This window comes from Streptomyces sp. NPDC033174, from assembly GCF_055577795.1.
In genome coordinates, this window is sequence record NZ_JBVIPQ010000007.1 from 35,960 (window position 1) to 53,598 (window position 17,639).

17 protein-coding genes are annotated in these 17,639 nt (G+C 71.3%); 15 read left to right on the top strand and 2 right to left on the bottom strand.

Translation table 11 applies throughout. From position 1 onward, the window contains the following. Positions 1-30 precede the first annotated feature (30 nt). Both galE and ACZ5VC_RS22235 read right to left on the bottom strand, forming a co-directional pair. Complete coding sequence (gene galE / locus ACZ5VC_RS22230) at positions 31-1,011, bottom strand: UDP-glucose 4-epimerase GalE (RefSeq protein ID WP_469121769.1); 981 nt, start codon at positions 1,009-1,011, stop codon at positions 31-33. A gap of 125 nt (positions 1,012-1,136) precedes the next feature. After that, positions 1,137-1,445 carry a hypothetical protein gene (locus tag ACZ5VC_RS22235; protein WP_469121770.1) on the bottom strand — a complete coding sequence of 103 codons (309 nt, stop codon included), beginning with the start codon at positions 1,443-1,445 and terminating at the stop codon, positions 1,137-1,139. A 99-nt stretch (positions 1,446-1,544) separates the two neighbouring features. Here ACZ5VC_RS22235 and ACZ5VC_RS22240 point away from each other — a divergent pair, with 99 nt between their 5' ends. The 15 genes from ACZ5VC_RS22240 to hpnH all read left to right on the top strand — a co-directional run bounded on the left by ACZ5VC_RS22240 (position 1,545) and on the right by hpnH (position 17,633). After that, positions 1,545-3,047 carry a DUF5941 domain-containing protein gene (locus ACZ5VC_RS22240; protein ID WP_469121771.1) on the top strand — a complete coding sequence of 501 codons (1,503 nt, stop codon included), beginning with the start codon at positions 1,545-1,547 and terminating at the stop codon, positions 3,045-3,047. Next, positions 3,044-3,781, top strand: coding sequence for a phosphocholine cytidylyltransferase family protein (locus ACZ5VC_RS22245; protein WP_469121772.1), 738 nt, complete (start codon positions 3,044-3,046; stop codon positions 3,779-3,781). The genes ACZ5VC_RS22240 and ACZ5VC_RS22245 overlap by 4 nt, the downstream gene beginning before the upstream one ends. After that, positions 3,769-4,830 (top strand): iron-containing alcohol dehydrogenase family protein, encoded by a 1,062-nt coding sequence (locus ACZ5VC_RS22250; protein WP_469121773.1) that lies wholly within the window; start codon positions 3,769-3,771, stop codon positions 4,828-4,830. The genes ACZ5VC_RS22245 and ACZ5VC_RS22250 overlap by 13 nt, the downstream gene beginning before the upstream one ends. Then, positions 4,808-5,587, top strand: a complete 780-nt coding sequence (locus ACZ5VC_RS22255) for a CDP-alcohol phosphatidyltransferase family protein (RefSeq protein WP_469121774.1) — start codon at positions 4,808-4,810, stop codon at positions 5,585-5,587. The genes ACZ5VC_RS22250 and ACZ5VC_RS22255 overlap by 23 nt, the downstream gene beginning before the upstream one ends. 5 nt (positions 5,588-5,592) lie before the next feature. Beyond that, positions 5,593-6,465, top strand: coding sequence for a glycosyltransferase family 2 protein (locus ACZ5VC_RS22260; RefSeq protein WP_469122119.1), 873 nt, complete (start codon positions 5,593-5,595; stop codon positions 6,463-6,465). A gap of 100 nt (positions 6,466-6,565) precedes the next feature. Beyond that, on the top strand, positions 6,566-7,495 hold the full coding sequence (locus ACZ5VC_RS22265) for an ABC transporter permease (RefSeq protein ID WP_469121775.1): 930 nt from the start codon (positions 6,566-6,568) through the stop codon (positions 7,493-7,495). Continuing rightward, a complete protein-coding gene (locus ACZ5VC_RS22270) occupies positions 7,488-8,270 on the top strand; it encodes an ABC transporter ATP-binding protein (RefSeq protein WP_469121776.1) in 783 nt (260 codons plus the stop codon). The genes ACZ5VC_RS22265 and ACZ5VC_RS22270 overlap by 8 nt, the downstream gene beginning before the upstream one ends. 136 nt (positions 8,271-8,406) lie before the next feature. Then, the gene (locus tag ACZ5VC_RS22275) at positions 8,407-9,066 is read left to right on the top strand and encodes a TetR/AcrR family transcriptional regulator (RefSeq protein ID WP_469121777.1); all 660 of its coding nucleotides are present in this window, start codon (positions 8,407-8,409) and stop codon (positions 9,064-9,066) included. Positions 9,067-9,391: 325 nt separating this feature from the next. After that, complete coding sequence (gene hpnC / locus ACZ5VC_RS22280) at positions 9,392-10,309, top strand: squalene synthase HpnC (protein WP_469121778.1); 918 nt, start codon at positions 9,392-9,394, stop codon at positions 10,307-10,309. Continuing rightward, positions 10,306-11,256 carry a presqualene diphosphate synthase HpnD gene (hpnD, locus tag ACZ5VC_RS22285; RefSeq protein WP_469121779.1) on the top strand — a complete coding sequence of 317 codons (951 nt, stop codon included), beginning with the start codon at positions 10,306-10,308 and terminating at the stop codon, positions 11,254-11,256. The genes hpnC and hpnD overlap by 4 nt, the downstream gene beginning before the upstream one ends. Before the next feature lie 85 nt (positions 11,257-11,341). Next, positions 11,342-12,739, top strand: coding sequence for a hydroxysqualene dehydroxylase HpnE (gene hpnE, locus ACZ5VC_RS22290; protein ID WP_469121780.1), 1,398 nt, complete (start codon positions 11,342-11,344; stop codon positions 12,737-12,739). Continuing rightward, positions 12,736-13,848 carry a polyprenyl synthetase family protein gene (locus tag ACZ5VC_RS22295; protein ID WP_469121781.1) on the top strand — a complete coding sequence of 371 codons (1,113 nt, stop codon included), beginning with the start codon at positions 12,736-12,738 and terminating at the stop codon, positions 13,846-13,848. The genes hpnE and ACZ5VC_RS22295 overlap by 4 nt, the downstream gene beginning before the upstream one ends. 104 nt (positions 13,849-13,952) lie before the next feature. Continuing rightward, a complete protein-coding gene (gene shc / locus ACZ5VC_RS22300; RefSeq protein WP_469121782.1) occupies positions 13,953-15,953 on the top strand; it encodes a squalene--hopene cyclase in 2,001 nt (666 codons plus the stop codon). After that, positions 15,950-16,603: a phosphorylase family protein gene (locus ACZ5VC_RS22305; RefSeq protein WP_469121783.1), complete on the top strand. Its 654-nt coding sequence runs from the start codon at positions 15,950-15,952 to the stop codon at positions 16,601-16,603. The genes shc and ACZ5VC_RS22305 overlap by 4 nt, the downstream gene beginning before the upstream one ends. A gap of 7 nt (positions 16,604-16,610) precedes the next feature. Beyond that, the gene (gene hpnH / locus ACZ5VC_RS22310) at positions 16,611-17,633 is read left to right on the top strand and encodes an adenosyl-hopene transferase HpnH (RefSeq protein WP_469121784.1); all 1,023 of its coding nucleotides are present in this window, start codon (positions 16,611-16,613) and stop codon (positions 17,631-17,633) included. Positions 17,634-17,639 lie beyond the last annotated feature (6 nt).

Consider the following 17,639-nt stretch of genomic DNA (forward strand, 5'->3'; position numbering starts at 1 on the left):
TGCCGTCTGCTCGGACTCACCCGGACAGGGTCAGACCCCGGCCCTTGGGTGGTGCAGGCACCAGCCCTCCCACGCCGACTCGACCATCTCGCGCACCCCGCGCGACGCGGTCCAGCCGAGCTCCTTGGCGATCCGCTCCACCGAGGCGACCGCCTTCGCCGCGTCCCCCGGCCGCCGTTCCGAGACCACCGGAGCGTGCGGGGAGCCGGTGACCTCGGCCACCAGGTCCGCCAGCTCCCGCACCGAGACCCCGTCGCCGCGCCCGATGTTGACCGTCAGGTCCCCCGCGCCCCGCTGGGCCGACAGGCGCCGCGCGATCGCGAGATGCGCGTCGGCGAGGTCGGCGACATGGATGTAGTCCCGTACGCAGGTGCCGTCGGGCGTCGGATAGTCGGCGCCGAAGATCCGCGGCGCCTCCCCGCGCGTGATCCGGTCGAAGAACATCGGAATGATGTTGAACACCCCGGTGTCCGCGAGCTCCGGATGCGCCGCGCCGGCCACATTGAAGTACCGCAGACACGAGGTCGCGATCCCGTGGGCCTGCCCGGTCGCCCGGACCAGCCACTCACCCGCCAGCTTCGTCTCGCCGTACGGATTGATCGGCACGGCCGGAGTTTCCTCGGTGATGAGGTCCACGTCGGGCACCCCGTACACCGCCGCCGAGGAGGAGAACAGGAACCGCTCGACCCCGGCCGCGACCACGGCCTCCAGCAGCACCGTCAGCCCGTGGACGTTCTCGCGGTAGTAGAGCAGCGGGCGCTCCACGGACTCACCCACCTGCTTCTTCGCCGCCAGGTGCACCACACCCGTCACGGCGTGCTCGGCGAGCGTGCGGTCGAGCAGTTCCCGGTCGGCGATCGAGCCCCGGACCAGCGGGACACCGGCGGGCAGCCGCCCGGCGACCCCCGACGATATGTCGTCGAGCACGACGACCCGCTCGCCCGCCTCCGTCATGGCTCGCGCCACATGGGCACCGATGTAGCCCGCTCCACCCGTGATCAGCCAAGTCATGACAGTCACCCTAAGGCCCGCGAGCCCTCGCGGTTTGTGGGTCGAGGTGTTGATCACCCATGATGATCCCGCCGGGCCCGGCACGATCCGGCCCGGGCCGGGGGGAAGCGAACGGACCGTGCCGCTCATCGGAAAACCTCGGTGAACTCGACCTTCCGTTCATCCGATAGCCTCAGCCGACGCGCCGCCGCCCGGGCCCCCGGGCCGAGCCGCCGTGCGCCAGCCCTGTCAGCTCCAAGGAGTGAGTTCGTCTGTCGACCGCCATCCTCACCGGCCCGCCGGTACCCGGATCGCCGCTCGAGGGCGATCTGCGGTCGCTGGGATTCGATGTCCGGATCGCCTACGGTCCCTGGGAGATCGGCACGCTGCTCTCCGCCGTCCCCGCCGATGAGCGGGTCGCCCTGGTCGATCCCCGCTTCGTCGGTCACGTCCACGCCCTGCGCCTCGCCCTCACGGACCCCCGATTCCCGGCGGCCTCCGCGAGCGGCGCGCTCACCGCCCAGAGCGAGGCCCGCCCCGCCCTGGCCCGCGCGATGGCCGCGGCTCCGGCCGTGGGCTGGGAGAACGCCCCGGACACCCTCGCCGCCGCCCTCGACGCCGACGGCGTCGCGGTGCACCGTCCCGAGCTCGGCTCGCTCGTCGCCGCCGTGCCCGAGGACGACGAGAGCCGGCGGCGGACCGGCGAGGCCGTCGCCGCCGTCGACGACGAGGCGGTGCGGCTGCGTTCCGCCGTGAAGGCCCACGACGGGTTCTTCACCACCTTCTTCATCAGCCCGTACTCCCGCTACATCGCCCGCTGGTGCGCGCGCCGGGGGCTGACTCCCAACCAGGTCACCACCGCCTCGCTGATCACCGCCCTCGTCGCGGCCGGCAGCGCGGCCACCGGCACCCGGGGCGGCTACATCGCCGCCGGCCTCCTGCTCCTCTTCTCCTTCGTCCTGGACTGCACCGACGGGCAGCTCGCCCGCTACTCGCTCCAGTACTCGACGATGGGCGCCTGGCTGGACGCCACCTTCGACCGCGCCAAGGAGTACGCGTACTACGCGGGGCTCGCGCTCGGCGCCGCGCGCTCCGGCGACGACGTCTGGGCGCTGGCCCTCGGCGCGATGGTCCTGCAGACCTGCCGGCACGTCGTGGACTTCTCGTTCAACGAGGCCAACCACGACGCCACCGCCAACACCAGCCCCACCGCGGCGCTCTCCGACAAGCTCGACAGCCGTGGGTGGACGGTCTGGGCCCGCCGCATGATCGTCCTGCCGATCGGCGAGCGCTGGGCGATGATCGCCGTCCTCACCGCCGTGACCACCCCCCGCGTCGTCTTCTACGCGCTGCTCGTCGGCTGCGCCTTCGCCGCCTGCTACACCACCGCCGGCCGGGTGCTGCGCTCGGTGACCCGCAAAGCCCGCCGCACCGACCGCGCCGCCCGGGCCCTCGCCGACCTCGCGGACTCCGGCCCGCTCGCCGAGCTCACCGGCCGCGCGCTGCGCGGGCTGCGGCTGCCGGCCCGGCCCGTGATCGCCGCCCTGGGCGCGGCGCTGCTCGTGGCCGTGGCCTGGACGCAGCCCTTCGGAAGCACCTGGACCGTCGGCGCCGCCCTGATCTACGCGCTGACCTCTGGCCTGGCCGTCGCCCGCCCCCTCGAGGGCCCCCTCGACTGGCTCGTCCCCCCGGTCTTCCGGGCCGCCGAGTACGGCACCGTGCTGCTGCTGGCCGCCCGGTCCCAGGTGCCCGGGGCGCTGCCCGCGGCTTTCGGCCTGGTGGCGGCGGTCGCCTACCATCACTACGACACGGTGTACCGGATCCGCGGCGGCACGGGGGCGCCGCCCGCCTGGCTGGTGCGGACGATCGGCGGCCACGAAGGCCGGACGCTGATGGTGGCGGTGCTCGCCGCCGTCCTGTCGACACAGAACGACCACTTCACCCTCGGGCTCATCGCACTCGCGGTGGCCGTGGCGATCGTGGTGCTCGTGGAGTCCATCCGATTCTGGGTGTCCTCCGGAGCACCCGCCGTACATGACGAAGGAGAACCCGCATGATCGGCCTCGTATTGGCAGCCGGTGCCGGACGGCGTCTGCGTCCCTACACCGACACGCTCCCGAAGGCCCTCGTGCCCGTCGATGGCGACACCACGGTGCTCGACCTCACGCTCGGGAACTTCGCCGAGATCGGCCTCACCGAGGCCGCCGTCGTCGTCGGCTACCGCAAGGAGGCCGTCTACGAGCGGCAGGCGGCGCTGGAGGCGAAGTACGGCCTCAAGCTCACCCTCGTCGACAACGACAAGGCCGAGGAGTGGAACAACGCGTACTCCCTGTGGTGCGCCCGTGACATCCTGAAGCAGGGTGTCATCCTCGCCAACGGCGACACCGTGCACCCCGTCTCCGTCGAGCGGACCCTGCTCGCAGCCCGGGGCAACGGCCAGAAGATCATCCTTGCCCTCGACACGGTGAAGCAGCTCGCCGACGAGGAGATGAAGGTCATCACCGAGGACGGCAACGGCGTCCGGAGGATCACCAAGCTGATGGACCCGGCGACCGCGACCGGTGAGTACATCGGCGTCACCCTGATCGAGCCCGAGGCCGCCGAGGACCTCGCGGACGCCCTGAAGGCCACGTTCGAGCGCGACCCCGACCTCTACTACGAGGACGGCTACCAGGAGCTCGTCAACCGCGGTTTCCAGATCGACGTGGCACCCATCGGGGACATCAAGTGGGTCGAGATCGACAACCACGACGACCTCGCGAAGGGCCGTGAGATCGCGTGCCAGTACTGACCCGGCTCATCCCGTCCCCGGTCGTCGTCGACATCAGTCGCGGCGCCATGGACGACCTGGCCGGCCTCCTGGCCGACCAGCGGATCTCCGCCTCGGGCAAGCTCGCCTTCGCGATCAGCGGCGGCTCGGGCCAGGCGCTGCGCGAGCGGCTCTCGCCGGTTCTGCCGGGCGCCGACTGGTACCCGGTCGCCGACGGCACGATCGACTCGGCGGTGAAGCTCGCCGACGACATAAAGGGCCAGCGGTACGACGCGGTGGTGGGCCTCGGCGGCGGGAAGATCATCGACGTGGCGAAGTACGCCGCGGCGCGGGTCGGCCTGCCGATGGTCGCCGTCGCCACGAACCTCTCGCACGACGGCCTGTGCTCGCCGGTGTCCATCCTGGACAACGACAACGGGCGCGGCTCCTACGGCGTGCCGACGCCCATCGCGATGGTCATCGACCTCGACTGCATCCGCGAGGCGCCGGTACGGTTCGTCCGCTCCGGCGTCGGCGACGCGATCTCCAACATCTCCGCGATCGCGGACTGGGAGCTCTCGCACCGGATCAACGGCGAACAGGTCGACGGCCTGGCCGCCGCCATGGGGCGTACGGCCGGCGAAGCCGTACTGCGCCACCCCGGCACCGTCGCGGACGACGAGTTCCTCACCGTCCTCGCCGAATCGCTGGTGCTCTCCGGCATCGCCATGTCGATCAGCGGGGACTCCCGCCCGTCGTCCGGCGCCTGCCACGAGATCAGCCACGCCTTCGACCTGCTCTACCCCCGGCGGGCCGCCAGCCACGGCGAGCAGGTCGGCCTCGGTGCCGCCTTCGCGATGCATCTGCGCGGCGCCCGTGAGCAGTCCGGGCTCTTCGCCGAGGTGCTGCGCCGGCACGCGCTGCCGGTGCTGCCCGAGGAGATCGGCTTCTCCGTCGACGAGTTCGTCAGCGCCGTGGAGTACGCACCGCAGACCCGGCCAGGACGCTTCACGATCCTCGAGCATCTCGACCTCTCCACCGACCAGATCAGGGACGCGTACGCCGACTATGCCAAGACCATCAGTAGCTGAACTCCGTCCGGTCGTTCACCCGGCAGGAGTGAAGGACCGGCGTAGCGGAGAGCACTGGGCCGGGCGCATGTACATGCGGGAGATCTCGCTGCGCATCACCCGCCACCTGGTGAACACCCGGGTCACGCCGAACCAGCTGACCTACCTGATGACCCTCGCGGGCGTCCTCGCCGCCCCGGCCCTGCTGGTGCCGGGCGTGTGGGGTGCCGTCCTCGGAGTGGTGGCGGTCCAGCTCTACCTGCTGCTCGACTGCGTCGACGGGGAGGTGGCGCGCTGGAAGAAGCAGTTCTCGCTGTCCGGCGTGTACCTGGACCGGGTCGGCGCCTACCTCTGTGACGCGGCGGTGCTGGTCGGCTTCGGCCTGCGCGCCGCGGACCTGTGGGGCAGCGGCCGGATCGACTGGCTGTGGGCCTTCCTCGGCACCCTCGCGGCGCTCGGCGCGATCCTGATCAAGGCCGAGACGGACCTGGTCGGTGTCGCCCGCCACCAGGGCGGACTGCCGCCGGTCAAGGAAGCGGCGGCCGAGCCGCGCTCCTCCGGCATGGCGCTCGCCCGCCGGGCCGCCGCCGCCCTGAAGTTCCACCGGCTCGTCCTCGGCATCGAGGCGTCGCTGCTCATCCTGGTTCTGGCCGTCCTGGACGACGTCCGCGGGGATCTGTTCTTCTCCCGCCTCGGCGTCGCCGTGCTGGCCGGCATCGCGCTGCTCCAGACGCTGCTGCACCTGGTGTCGATCCTCGTGTCGAGCAGGCTGAAGTGAGTGCCATGAAGCTCGGTGCCGTCATCATCACCATGGGCAACCGGCCCGACGACCTGCGCGCGCTGCTCGACTCCGTGGCCAAGCAGGACGGCGACCCGGTCGAGATCGTCGTCGTCGGCAACGGCGCCCCGGTCACCGGTGTCCCCGAAGGCGTGCGCACGGTCGACCTGCCGGAGAATCTCGGCATCCCCGGCGGCCGCAACGCCGGCATCGAGGCGTTCGGCCCGGGCGGCACCGATGTGGACGCCCTGCTCTTCCTCGACGACGACGGTCTGCTCGCGCACACGGACACCGCCGAGCTGGTCCGCCAGGCCTTCACCGCCGACCCGAAGCTGGGCATCATCAGCTTCCGGATCGCGGACCCGGAGACCGGGCTGACCCAGCGCCGGCACGTGCCCCGGCTGCGCGCCTCCGACCCGATGCGCTCCTCGCGCGTGACGACCTTCCTGGGCGGCGCCAACGCCGTCCGGACCAAGGTCATCGCCGAGGTCGGCGGGCTGCCGGACGAGTTCTTCTACGCCCATGAGGAGACCGACCTCGCCTGGCGGGCACTGGACGCCGGCTGGATGATCGACTACCGCTCCGACATGGTGCTGTTCCACCCCACGACCCCGCCCTCCCGGCACGCGGTCTACCACCGCATGGTGGCCCGCAACCGGGTCTGGCTGGCCCGCCGCAATCTGCCCGCGCCCCTGGTGCCGGTCTATGTCGGCGTCTGGCTGCTGCTGACCCTGGCCCGACGGCCCTCCGGGGCCGCCCTCAAGGCCTGGTTCGGCGGTTTCAAGGAGGGGTGGACCACACCGTGCGGTCCCCGCCGGCCCATGAAGTGGCGTACGGTATGGCGCCTGACCAGACTGGGCCGACCTCCCGTCATCTGACAGGCTCGGATCTGAGAGCATCGGGCGTACTCCGGGATCTGGCGCCACCGGTCCCCGCCGCCCGCCCTGCCGCGCATCTTGAACACGAAAGTTTCAACTTGTGAGTGACACGACCCACGACGGCGCGATCGCCATGAGCGCTCCGCCGTCTCCCGACGACGGCCTGTCCCCGGCGGACCTGGCCGCCAAATACGGCCTGTCGGTGAGCGGTGCCCGGCCGGGGCTCGTCGAGTACGTCCGCCAGCTCTGGGGGCGTCGCCACTTCATCCTGGCGTTCTCCCAGGCGAAGCTGACGGCCCAGTACAGCCAGGCGAAGCTCGGCCAGCTGTGGCAGGTGGCCACGCCGCTGCTCAACGCGTTCGTCTACTACCTGATCTTCGGGCTGATCCTGGAAGCCAGCCGCGGCATGCCGAAGGAGGTGTACATCCCCTTCCTGGTGACGGGTGTGTTCGTGTTCACCTTCACCCAGAGCTCCGTGATGGCCGGCGTGCGCGCGATCTCAGGCAATCTGGGCCTGGTGCGGGCGCTGCACTTCCCGCGCGCCTCCCTGCCGATCTCGTTCGCGCTCCAGCAGCTCCAGCAGCTGCTGTTCTCGATGATCGTGCTGGTGCTCGTCGCGGTCGGGTTCGGCAGCTACCCCTCGCTGAGCTGGCTCCTGATCATCCCCGCGCTGGCGATGCAGTTCGTCTTCAACACCGGTCTCGCCATGATCATGGCGAGGCTGGGCAGCAAGACGCCCGACCTGGCGCAGCTGATGCCGTTCATCATGCGGACCTGGATGTACGCGTCCGGCGTGATGTTCTCCATCCCGGTGATGCTCAGGGACAAGCCGGCGTGGATCGCCGACGTCCTGATGTACAACCCGGCGGCCATCTACATGGACCTCGTCCGGTTCGCCCTGATCGACGGCTACGTCTCCGACAACCTGCCGTCGCACGTCTGGCTGGCGGCCCTCGGCTGGGCCCTGTTCATCGGTGTCGCCGGCTTCATCTACTTCTGGAAGGCCGAGGAGAGGTACGGCCGTGGCTGATCCGAACCAGGGGCGCGTCCCCACCGTCATCGCGGACAACGTGCACATCGTCTACCGCGTCCACGGCGCGGCCGGCGGCAAGGGCAGCGCGACCGCCGCCCTCAGCCGCATGGTCCGCGGCAACAAGGGCGAGTCCCGCGGAGTGCGCAAGGTGCACGCGGTACGCGGTGTCTCCTTCACCGCCTATCGCGGCGAGGCCATCGGCCTCATCGGCACCAACGGCTCCGGCAAGTCGACCCTGCTGCGGGCCATCGCCGGCCTGCTCCCCACCGAGAGCGGCAAGGTCTACACCGACGGCCAGCCGTCGCTGCTGGGCGTCAACGCGGCACTGATGAACGACCTGACCGGTGAGCGCAATGTCATTCTCGGTGGTCTCGCCATGGGCATGTCCCGCGAAGAGATCCGTGAGCGCTACCAGGGCATCGTCGACTTCTCGGGCATCAACGAGAAGGGTGACTTCATCACCCTGCCGATGCGCACGTACTCCTCCGGTATGGGCGCCCGGCTCCGCTTCTCGATCGCGGCCGCCAAGGACCATGACGTCCTCATGATCGACGAGGCCCTGGCCACCGGCGACAACAAGTTCCGGATCCGCTCCGAGGAGCGGATCCGCGAGCTGCGGAAGTCGGCCGGTTCGGTCTTCCTGGTCAGCCACAGCAACAAGTCGATCCGGGACACATGCGACCGCGTCCTGTGGCTGGAGAAGGGCGAGCTGCTGATGGACGGCCCGGCGGACGAGGTCCTGAAGGCCTATGAGCGCGAGACCGGCAAGTAGTCACCGCCGGTGAGACGGGCCCCCGCCGGAACGCTCCGGCGGGGGCCCGTCTCCGTGGGCGCCGGCCCCGGCCCGGGCGGTGACGGGACCCGGAGGGTGCATGTTCCCGCAGTCAACATCGGGCAGGATGCCGCACATGGCAGCGATCTTGGGCGGCAAGTCCGGCTACCACCACGGCGACCTGCGCAACGCGCTCATCGCGGCAGCCGTCGCGCTCGCGACCGACGGCGGACCCCAGAAGGTGGTCCTCCGGGAGGCCGCGCGCCGGGTCGGTGTCTCGCCCACCGCCGCGTACCGGCACTTCGCGGGACAGGGCGAGCTGCTCCGGACCGTGAAGGCGCACAGTCGGCAGGTGCTCGCGGACGCCATGGAGAAGGCCGCCGCCGAAGCCCCGGGGGCGGACGACCCGGGCCGGGCCGCCGAGCTGCGGCTCGGCGCCATCGGCCGCGGCTACGTCGGCTTCGCCCTCGCCCAGCCCGGCCTCTACCGGGCGGCCTTCTGCACCCCGCGCCCGCCCGCCGGGGACGAGCGTGCCTGGATCGAACCGGAGTGCGAGGAGGTGGGTGAGGAACCCCGGGCGCTGCGGCTGCTCTCCGAGGCGCTCGACGACCTCGTCGAGAGCGGCCGGATGGCCGCGGCGACGCGCCCGGGCGCGCAGGCCGCCGTGTGGTCGGCCCTGCACGGCCTGTCGCTTCTGCTGCTCGACGGCCCGCTGGACCATCTGGCCCACGGCGAGCGGGGCGCGGTCCTCGACCGGACCCTGGCCATGGTCGTCTCGGGCGTGCGGACCGGCTGAGCACGGCCCGAACCCCAAGCGTCGGTCAAGTCCCATGACGCAGACGAACGTTGGCGTGCAAAAGGAGTGTTCTTGCCGTGCGGCGAACACCCCGACGCGGCACCCGGCGTTGTACAACGTAAGCTGTACCGGTGCTGATTCGCGGCAAGTGGGGCGATACTCCCCGGCTTTTTCGTCCCCGGCGGGCGCTCCACTTGGGAGGACCGGCGGCGTGTCCGAAATAGGATGTATTGGGTCAGCAGTGTAGAACGGGAGATGTGACGGCAATGACGGAAAGTCTCCAGCTCCGCGAGCGTTCGGCCGTCCCCGCAGCGGGCAGCGCACAGTGACAGGTACCCGGCAGGTGCGCCCCGACGCCTCCTCGCGCGCCACCCTCGACAAGGCCGCACAAGAGAACTTTCCTGTGGCGCCCTTCTTCCTGCCGCGCGCCTGGCGCGACGACCTCATGGCCGTCTACGGCTTCGCCCGTCTCGTCGACGACATCGGCGACGGCGATCTCGCCCCCGGCGGCGCGGACGCCCGCCATCTCGGTGTCGACCCCGGGCGCGCCGACGACCGCATCGCGATGCTCGACGCCTTCGAGGCCGACCTCATGCGCGTCTTCGCCCCGTCCGGCAGCCCGCGCCACCCGCTGCTGCGCGCCCTGGAGCCGACCGTGCGCCGCCACGCGCTGACGCCCGAGCCGTTCCTCGGCCTCATCGCGGCGAACCGTCAGGACCAGCTGGTCGACCGCTACGAGACCTACGACGACCTCGTCGCCTACTGCGAACTCTCGGCCAACCCCGTCGGCAGGCTCGTGCTCGGCATCACCGGCACCGGGAGCCCCGAGCGAATCCGGTGCTCCGACGCCATCTGCACCGCCCTGCAGATCGTCGAGCACCTCCAGGACGTCACCGAGGACCTCGGCCGCGACCGCATCTACCTGCCCGCGCAGGACATGAAGCGCTTCCATGTCACCGAAGCCGATCTGGCCCGGCCGACCGGGGGCGCGTCGGTGCGTGCCCTCATCGCGTTCGAGGCCGCGCGCGCCCGGCAGCTGCTGCATGAGGGCACCCCGCTCGTGGGTAGCGTCCACGGCAGGCTCCGCCTGCTCCTCGCGGGGTTCGTCGCCGGAGGGCACGCCGCCCTCGACGCCATCGCCACAGCCGGACACGACGTACTGCCCAGGCCGCCCAAGCCCACCAAGCCGAGCCTGATGCGCGAAGCGGGCGCCGTCCTGCGACGAGCGCGGAGAGAGGGGTGATCCGGACCGTGGAGGCACAGACGGACATGACCGCGCCGGTACAGGCCGCGTACAGCTACTGCGAGGCCGTCACCGGGCAGCAGGCGCGAAACTTCGCCTACGGAATCAGGCTCCTGCCGACCGAGAAGCGGCAGGCCATGTCGGCCCTGTACGCGTTCTCGCGGCGCGTCGACGACATCGGCGACGGCACCCTCGCCCCTGACGCCAAGCGCGAGCGGCTCGAAACCACCCGGGACCTCCTCGAACGCATCCGCAAGGGCGCGATCGAGGACGACGACACCGACCCGGTGGCCGTGGCGCTCGCCGACGCGGCCCGCCGTTTCCCCCTCCCGCTCGACGGACTCGACGAGCTGATCGACGGCGTCCTGATGGACGTGCGCGGCGAGACCTACGAGACCTGGGACGACCTCAAGGTCTACTGCCGCTGTGTCGCCGGCGCCATCGGCCGGCTCTCGCTCGGCGTGTTCGGTACCCAGCCCGGCGCACCCGGAGCCGAGCGCGCCGCCGAGTACGCCGACACGCTGGGCCTCGCGCTCCAGCTCACCAACATCCTGCGGGACGTCCGTGAGGACGCGGCCGGCGGGCGGACCTATCTGCCGGCCGACGACCTCGCCAAGTTCGGCTGCTCCGACGGCTTCCACAGCTCCACCCCGTCGGCCGGAGCCGACTTCACCGGCCTCGTCCACTTCGAAGTCCGGCGCGCCCGGGCGCTGTTCGCCGAGGGCTACCGGCTCCTGCCGATGCTCGACCGGCGCAGCGGTGCCTGTGTCGCCGCCATGGCCGGGATCTACCGGCGCCTGCTCGACCGCATCGAGCGCGACCCCGAAGCCGTGCTGCGCGGCCGTGTCTCGCTGCCCGGCCGGGAGAAGGCCTACGTGGCGGTACGCGGCCTGTCCGGCCTCGACGCGCGCACCATCTCGCGACAGACCGTCAGGAGGAGAGCCTGATGCGCCCCCAGCACGGCCCGCGGCGACGGGCGACCCTCCGTCCCGGACCCGCGTCCCTGACTGCGACGACCCGTGGGGAGGCCGCATGACGGACAGCGTCTTCGGCGACGACACACCGTCCCGGCACGCAGTGGTCGTCGGCGCGGGACTCGCCGGCATCACCACAGCCCTGCAGCTCGCCGACGCGGGCGTCCGCGTGACCCTGCTCGAAGGACGGCCCCGCCTCGGCGGTCTCGCCTTCTCCTTCCGCCGCGGTGACCTCACCATCGACAACGGCCAGCACGTCTACCTGCGCTGCTGCACCGCCTACCGGTGGTTCCTCGACCGCGTCGACGGCGCTGCCCTCGCCCCGCTCCAGGACCGGCTCGACGTACCCGTCCTGGACGTGGCCCATCCGCGCGGCCCCCGGCTCGGCAGGCTGCGCCGCACCGCCCTGCCCGTACCGCTGCATCTCGCCGCGAGCCTCGCCACCTATCCGCACCTCTCGCTCGCCGAGCGGATCGGTGTCGGGCGCGCCGCCCTCGCGCTGGGCAGGCTCGACCCCGCCGACCCCGCGCTCGACGGCATCGATTTCGCCACCTGGCTCGGCCGCCACGGCCAGTCCGAGCGCGCCGCCGAGGCCCTCTGGGACCTCATCGGCGTTGCCACCCTGAACGCCACCGCCGCCCACGCCTCCATGGGCCTGGCCGCGATGGTCTTCAAGACCGCCCTGCTCTCCGACCCCGCCGCCGCTGACATCGGCTGGGCGCGGGTCCCCCTCGGCGATCTGCACGACGGGCTCGCCCGCAAGGCCCTCGACTCCGCCGGGGTCCGGACCGAACTGCGCACCAGGGCGGACCGCGTCTCCCGTGCCGGAGACGGGCGGTGGAACGTCGAGGTCACCGGCGAGACACTGGAGGCCGACACCGTCGTCCTCGCCGTACCGCAGCGCGAGGCCCACGACCTGCTGCCCGAGGGCGCGCTGGACGACCCCGGCAGCCTCCTGGACATCGGCACCGCGCCCATCCTGAACCTGCATGTCGTCTACGACCGCAAGGTCCTGCGGCAGCCCTTCTTCACCGCGCTCGGCTCGCCCGTGCAGTGGGTCTTCGACCGCACCGACTCCTCCGGGCTGAAGGACGGCCAGTACCTCGCCGTCTCCCAGTCCGCGGCACAGGACGACATCGACAGACCGGTCGCCGGCCTGCGCGCACGTTATCTCCCCGAGCTGGAACGGCTGTTGCCCGCCGCTCGCGGAGCCGTCGTACGCGACTTCTTCGTCACCCGGGAGCGGACAGCGACGTTCGCCCCCACCCCCGGCGTGGGGCGCCTGCGCCCCGGCGCCCATACCCGCGCGCCGGGCCTGTACCTGGCCGGCGCGTGGACCGCCACCGGCTGGCCCGCCACCATGGAGGGCGCCGTACGCAGCGGCTTCAGTGCCGCCGGCGCCGCGCTCTCGGCCCTCGGCCGCCCCCACGAACATCCCCTCAAGGAGGCGGCATGAGCCTGAGCAGTGGAACACGTACGGCAAATAGAGGAGAGACCGTGCCGACTGTGCCCCCGGTGAAACCGGCTGTCGACACCGCGGATGTCACCGCACTGCTGGAGCGCGGGCGGACGATGTCGACGCCCGTGCTGCGCGCCGCGGTCGACCGGCTCGCGCCGCCCATGGACACCGTGGCCGCCTATCACTTCGGCTGGATCGACGCCCACGGCCGTCCCGCCGACGGCGACGGCGGCAAGGCCGTACGGCCGGCGCTCGCCCTGCTCTCCGCCGAGGCGGCCGGCGCCGCTCCCGAGGTCGGCATCCCGGGCGCCGTCGCCGTGGAGCTGGTCCACAACTTCTCGCTGCTCCACGACGACCTCATGGACGGCGACGAGCAGCGCCGCCACCGCGACACCGTCTGGAAGGTGCACGGCCCCGCCCAGGCGATCCTCGTCGGCGACGCGCTCTTCGCGCTGGCCAACGAACTGCTTCTGGAGCTCGGCACCGTCGAGGCCGGGCGCGCCACCCGCAGGCTCACCACCGCCACCCGCAAGCTGATCGACGGCCAGGCCCAGGACATCTCCTACGAGCACCGCGAGCGGGTCACCGTCGAGGAGTGCCTGGAGATGGAGGGCAACAAGACCGGCGCCCTGCTGGCCTGCGCCGTCTCCATCGGCGCCGTACTCGGCGGAGCCGACGACCGGACCGCCGACAAGCTGGAGGAGTACGGCTACCACCTCGGCCTCGCCTTCCAGGCCGTCGACGACCTCCTCGGCATCTGGGGCGACCCCGAGTCCACCGGCAAGCAGACCTGGAGCGACCTGCGCCAGCGCAAGAAGTCCCTCCCGGTCGTCGCCGCGCTCGCCGCCGGCGGATCCGCCTCCGAGCGCCTCGGAGAGCTGCTCGCGGCCGACGCCAAGAGCAATGACCTCGACTCCTTCTCGGAGGAGGAGTTCGCCGCCCGAGCGGCCCTCATCGAGGAGGCCGGCGGGCGCGCGTGGACCTCGCAGGAGGCCCGCAGGCAGCACGCCATCGCCGTCGAGGCCCTCGACGGTGTCGACATGCCGTCCCGGGTGCGGGCGCAGCTCACCGCGCTCGCCGACTTCGTCGTCGTACGGAAGAGATGATCCCGATCACCCTCATATGAGTTCGCAGTCGCCGGCCGGTGCCACTCGGCACCGGCCGACGGCAGACCCGCAGGAGCAGAATCCAACTGCACGAAGGGGAAGCCATGACAGCGACGACCGACGGAAGCGCCGGGGCCGTGGGCCCCCGGGCAGCCTCGGCCAGCGAAACAACCGGCGTCACACCCGTCGCGGAGGACGTGCGCCAGGCCGCCGCGCGGGCCGCGGAGCGCTCCATCGACCATCTCCTGGGGCGGCAGGACGCCGAGGGATGGTGGAAGGGCGACCTGGAGACCAACGTCACCATGGACGCCGAGGACCTGCTGCTCCGTCAGTTCCTCGGCATCCAGGACGAGAGGATCCTCCACGCGGCCGCCCTCCACATCCGGGGCGAACAGCGTGAGGACGGCACCTGGGCCACGTTCTACGGCGGGCCCGCCGAGCTCTCCGCCACCATCGAGGCGTATGTCGCCCTCCGGCTGGCCGGGGACCGGCCCGACGACCCGCACATGGCCCGCGCCTCCGCCTGGATCAGGGGACAGGGCGGAATCGCCGCGGCCCGGGTCTTCACCCGTATCTGGCTGGCGCTCTTCGGCTGGTGGAAATGGGACGACCTCCCCGAACTGCCACCCGAGCTGATCTTCCTGCCCCGCTGGTTCCCGCTGAACATCTACGACTTCGGCTGCTGGGCGCGTCAGACCATCGTCCCGCTGACCGTGGTCTCGGCGAAGCGGCCCGTCCGCCCCGCGCCCTTCCCGCTGGACGAGCTGCACACCGACCCCCTCGTCCCCAATCCCCCCAAGCCCAGCGCTCCGGTGGTCAGTTGGGACGGAGTCTTCCAGCGGCTCGACAAGGCCCTGCACGTGTACCACAAGGTCGCCCCGCGCCGGCTGCGCAGGACCGCGATGAACGCCGCCGCCCGCTGGATCATCGAGCGCCAGGAGAACGACGGCTGCTGGGGCGGAATCCAGCCGCCCGCCGTCTACTCGATCATCGCGCTCCATCTGCTCGGTTACGACCTCCAGCACCCCGTGATGCGCACCGGGCTCGAGTCGCTCGATCGTTTCGCCGTGTGGCGCGAGGACGGCTCGCGCATGATCGAAGCCTGCCAGTCGCCCGTGTGGGACACCTGCCTCGCCACCATCGCCCTCGCCGACGCGGGCGTGGCGCCCGACCACCCGTCGCTCGTCAGGGCCGCCGACTGGATGCTCGGCGAGGAGATCGTCCGGCCCGGCGACTGGGCGGTCCGCCGACCCGAACTGCGGCCCGGTGGCTGGGCGTTCGAGTTCCACAACGACAACTACCCGGACATCGACGACACCGCCGAGGTCATCCTGGCCCTGCGCCGGGTCCGGCACCCCGACCCGGACCAGTCCGAGGCGGCCATCCGCCGGGGTGCCCGCTGGACCCTCGGCATGCAGTCCGCCAACGGGGCCTGGGCCGCCTTCGACGCGGACAACACCAGTCCGTTCCCCAACCGGCTTCCCTTCTGCGACTTCGGTGAGGTCATCGACCCGCCGTCGGCCGACGTCACCGCGCACGTCGTCGAGATGCTCGCCCACGAGGGCCTCGCCCATCACCCCCGTACCCGCAGGGGCATCGAGTGGCTCCTCGCCGAACAGGAGACGACTGGCGCCTGGTTCGGCCGCTGGGGCGTCAATCACATCTACGGAACCGGCTCCGTCGTCCCGGCCCTGACCGCCGCCGGACTGCCCACCTCCCACCCGGCGATCCGCCGGGCCGTGGGCTGGCTCGAATCCGTCCAGAACGACGACGGAGGATGGGGGGAGGACCTGCGCTCGTACCGGCAGCCGGAGTGGATCGGCCGCGGCGCCTCCACCGCCTCGCAGACCGCCTGGGCGCTCCTCGCGCTGCTTGCGGCGGGGGAGCGGGACACCGGGGCCGTCGAACGCGGCATCACCTGGCTCGTCGTGATGCAGCGCCAGGACGGCTCCTGGGACGAACCCCACTTCACCGGCACCGGCTTCCCCTGGGACTTCTCCATCAACTACCACCTGTACCGGCAGGTGTTCCCGCTGACCGCTCTCGGCCGGTACGTCAACGGGGAGCCCGTCCTCGGCCTCGCCGCCGGCAAGGAGGCCCGGTGACAGGGAGGGCGGACCCGCCCGGTTCCGTGCCGCCGCTGCTGATCGCCTGCGCGCTGGGCATCGAGCGGTTCGCCCTGCGCGGGGCAGAGAGCGCGGGGGCCCCGGGGACGGTGACGGTGCTGCGTACCGGCATGGGGCCCGACAACGCGCGGCGCGCCGTGGCGGAGAAGCTCGCCGACCCCCGGCTGCGGGGCGCCGCCGTCATCGCGTCCGGCTTCTGTGCGGGCCTCGCGCCCGGGATGCACCCCGGAGACCTGGTGGTCGCCGAGGAGACCCGGGGCCCGGACGGCAGCACGGCGTGCGACGCCGCCGACCTGCTCGTGAAGGCCCTGAGCCGCGCCCTGCCGGGGCGCACCGTCCACACCGGCCCGCTCAACGGTTCCGACCACGTCGTGCGCGGGCCCGAGCGGGCCCAGCTGCGCGGCACCGGGGCGATCGCGGTCGACATGGAGTCCGCCGCCACGCTCCGCACCGCGCTGAGCACCGGACGGCGTCCGGTTGCGGCCGTACGGGTGGTCGTGGACGCTCCGGAGCATGAACTGGTCCGGATCAGCACGGTACGCGGTGGAATATCTGCCTTCCGCGTTCTTCGTGCCGTCCTTCCTGCTTTCTTCGAATGGCACCGTTCTTTGCTGCTCCCCTGGAGGTGAGCAAGTCATGGCCATGCCGCTTCGTCAGTCCATCCGGGTCGGGACCTATCTCTTCGAGCAGAAACTTCGCAAGCGAGAGAAGTTTCCGCTCATCGTCGAACTCGAACCGCTCTTCGCCTGCAACCTGAAATGCGAGGGCTGCGGAAAGATCCAGCACCCGGCCGGCGTGCTGAAGCAGCGCATGCCGGTCGCCCAGGCGGTCGGCGCGGTGCTCGAATCCGGAGCACCCATGGTGTCCATCGCGGGTGGCGAGCCCCTGATGCACCCCCAGATCGACGAGATCGTCCGGCAGTTGGTGGCCAGGAAGAAGTACGTCTTCCTGTGCACCAACGCCATGCTGCTCCGCAAGAAGATCGGGGACTTCACGCCGTCGCCCTACTTCGCCTTCGCCGTGCACATCGACGGGCTGCGGGAGCGGCACGACGAATCCGTGGCCAAGGAGGGCGTGTTCGACGAGGCGGTGGAGGCCATCAAGGAAGCCAAGCGGCGCGGCTTCCGGGTCACCACCAACTCCACCTTCTTCAACACCGACACCCCGCAGACCATCATCGAGGTGCTCAACTACCTCAACGACGACCTCAAGGTCGACGAGATGATGATCTCGCCCGCCTACGCCTACGAGAAGGCGCCGGACCAGGAGCACTTCCTGGGCGTGGAGCAGACCCGCGAGCTGTTCAAGAAGGCCTTCGCGGGCGGCAACCGGCGCCGCTGGCGCCTGAACCACTCGCCGCTGTTCCTGGACTTCCTGGAGGGCAAGGCCGACTTCCCCTGCACGGCGTGGGCGATCCCGAACTACTCGCTCTTCGGCTGGCAGCGGCCCTGCTATCTGATGAGCGACGGGTACGTCCCCACGTACCGCCAGCTCATCGAGGACACCGACTGGGACAAGTACGGACGGGGCAAGGACCCGCGCTGCGCCAACTGCATGGCCCACTGCGGCTACGAGCCGACCGCCGTCCTCGCCACCATGGGCTCCCTGAAGGAGTCGCTCCGCGCGGCACGCGAGACCGTTTCGGCGAACCGCGGGTGACGTGAT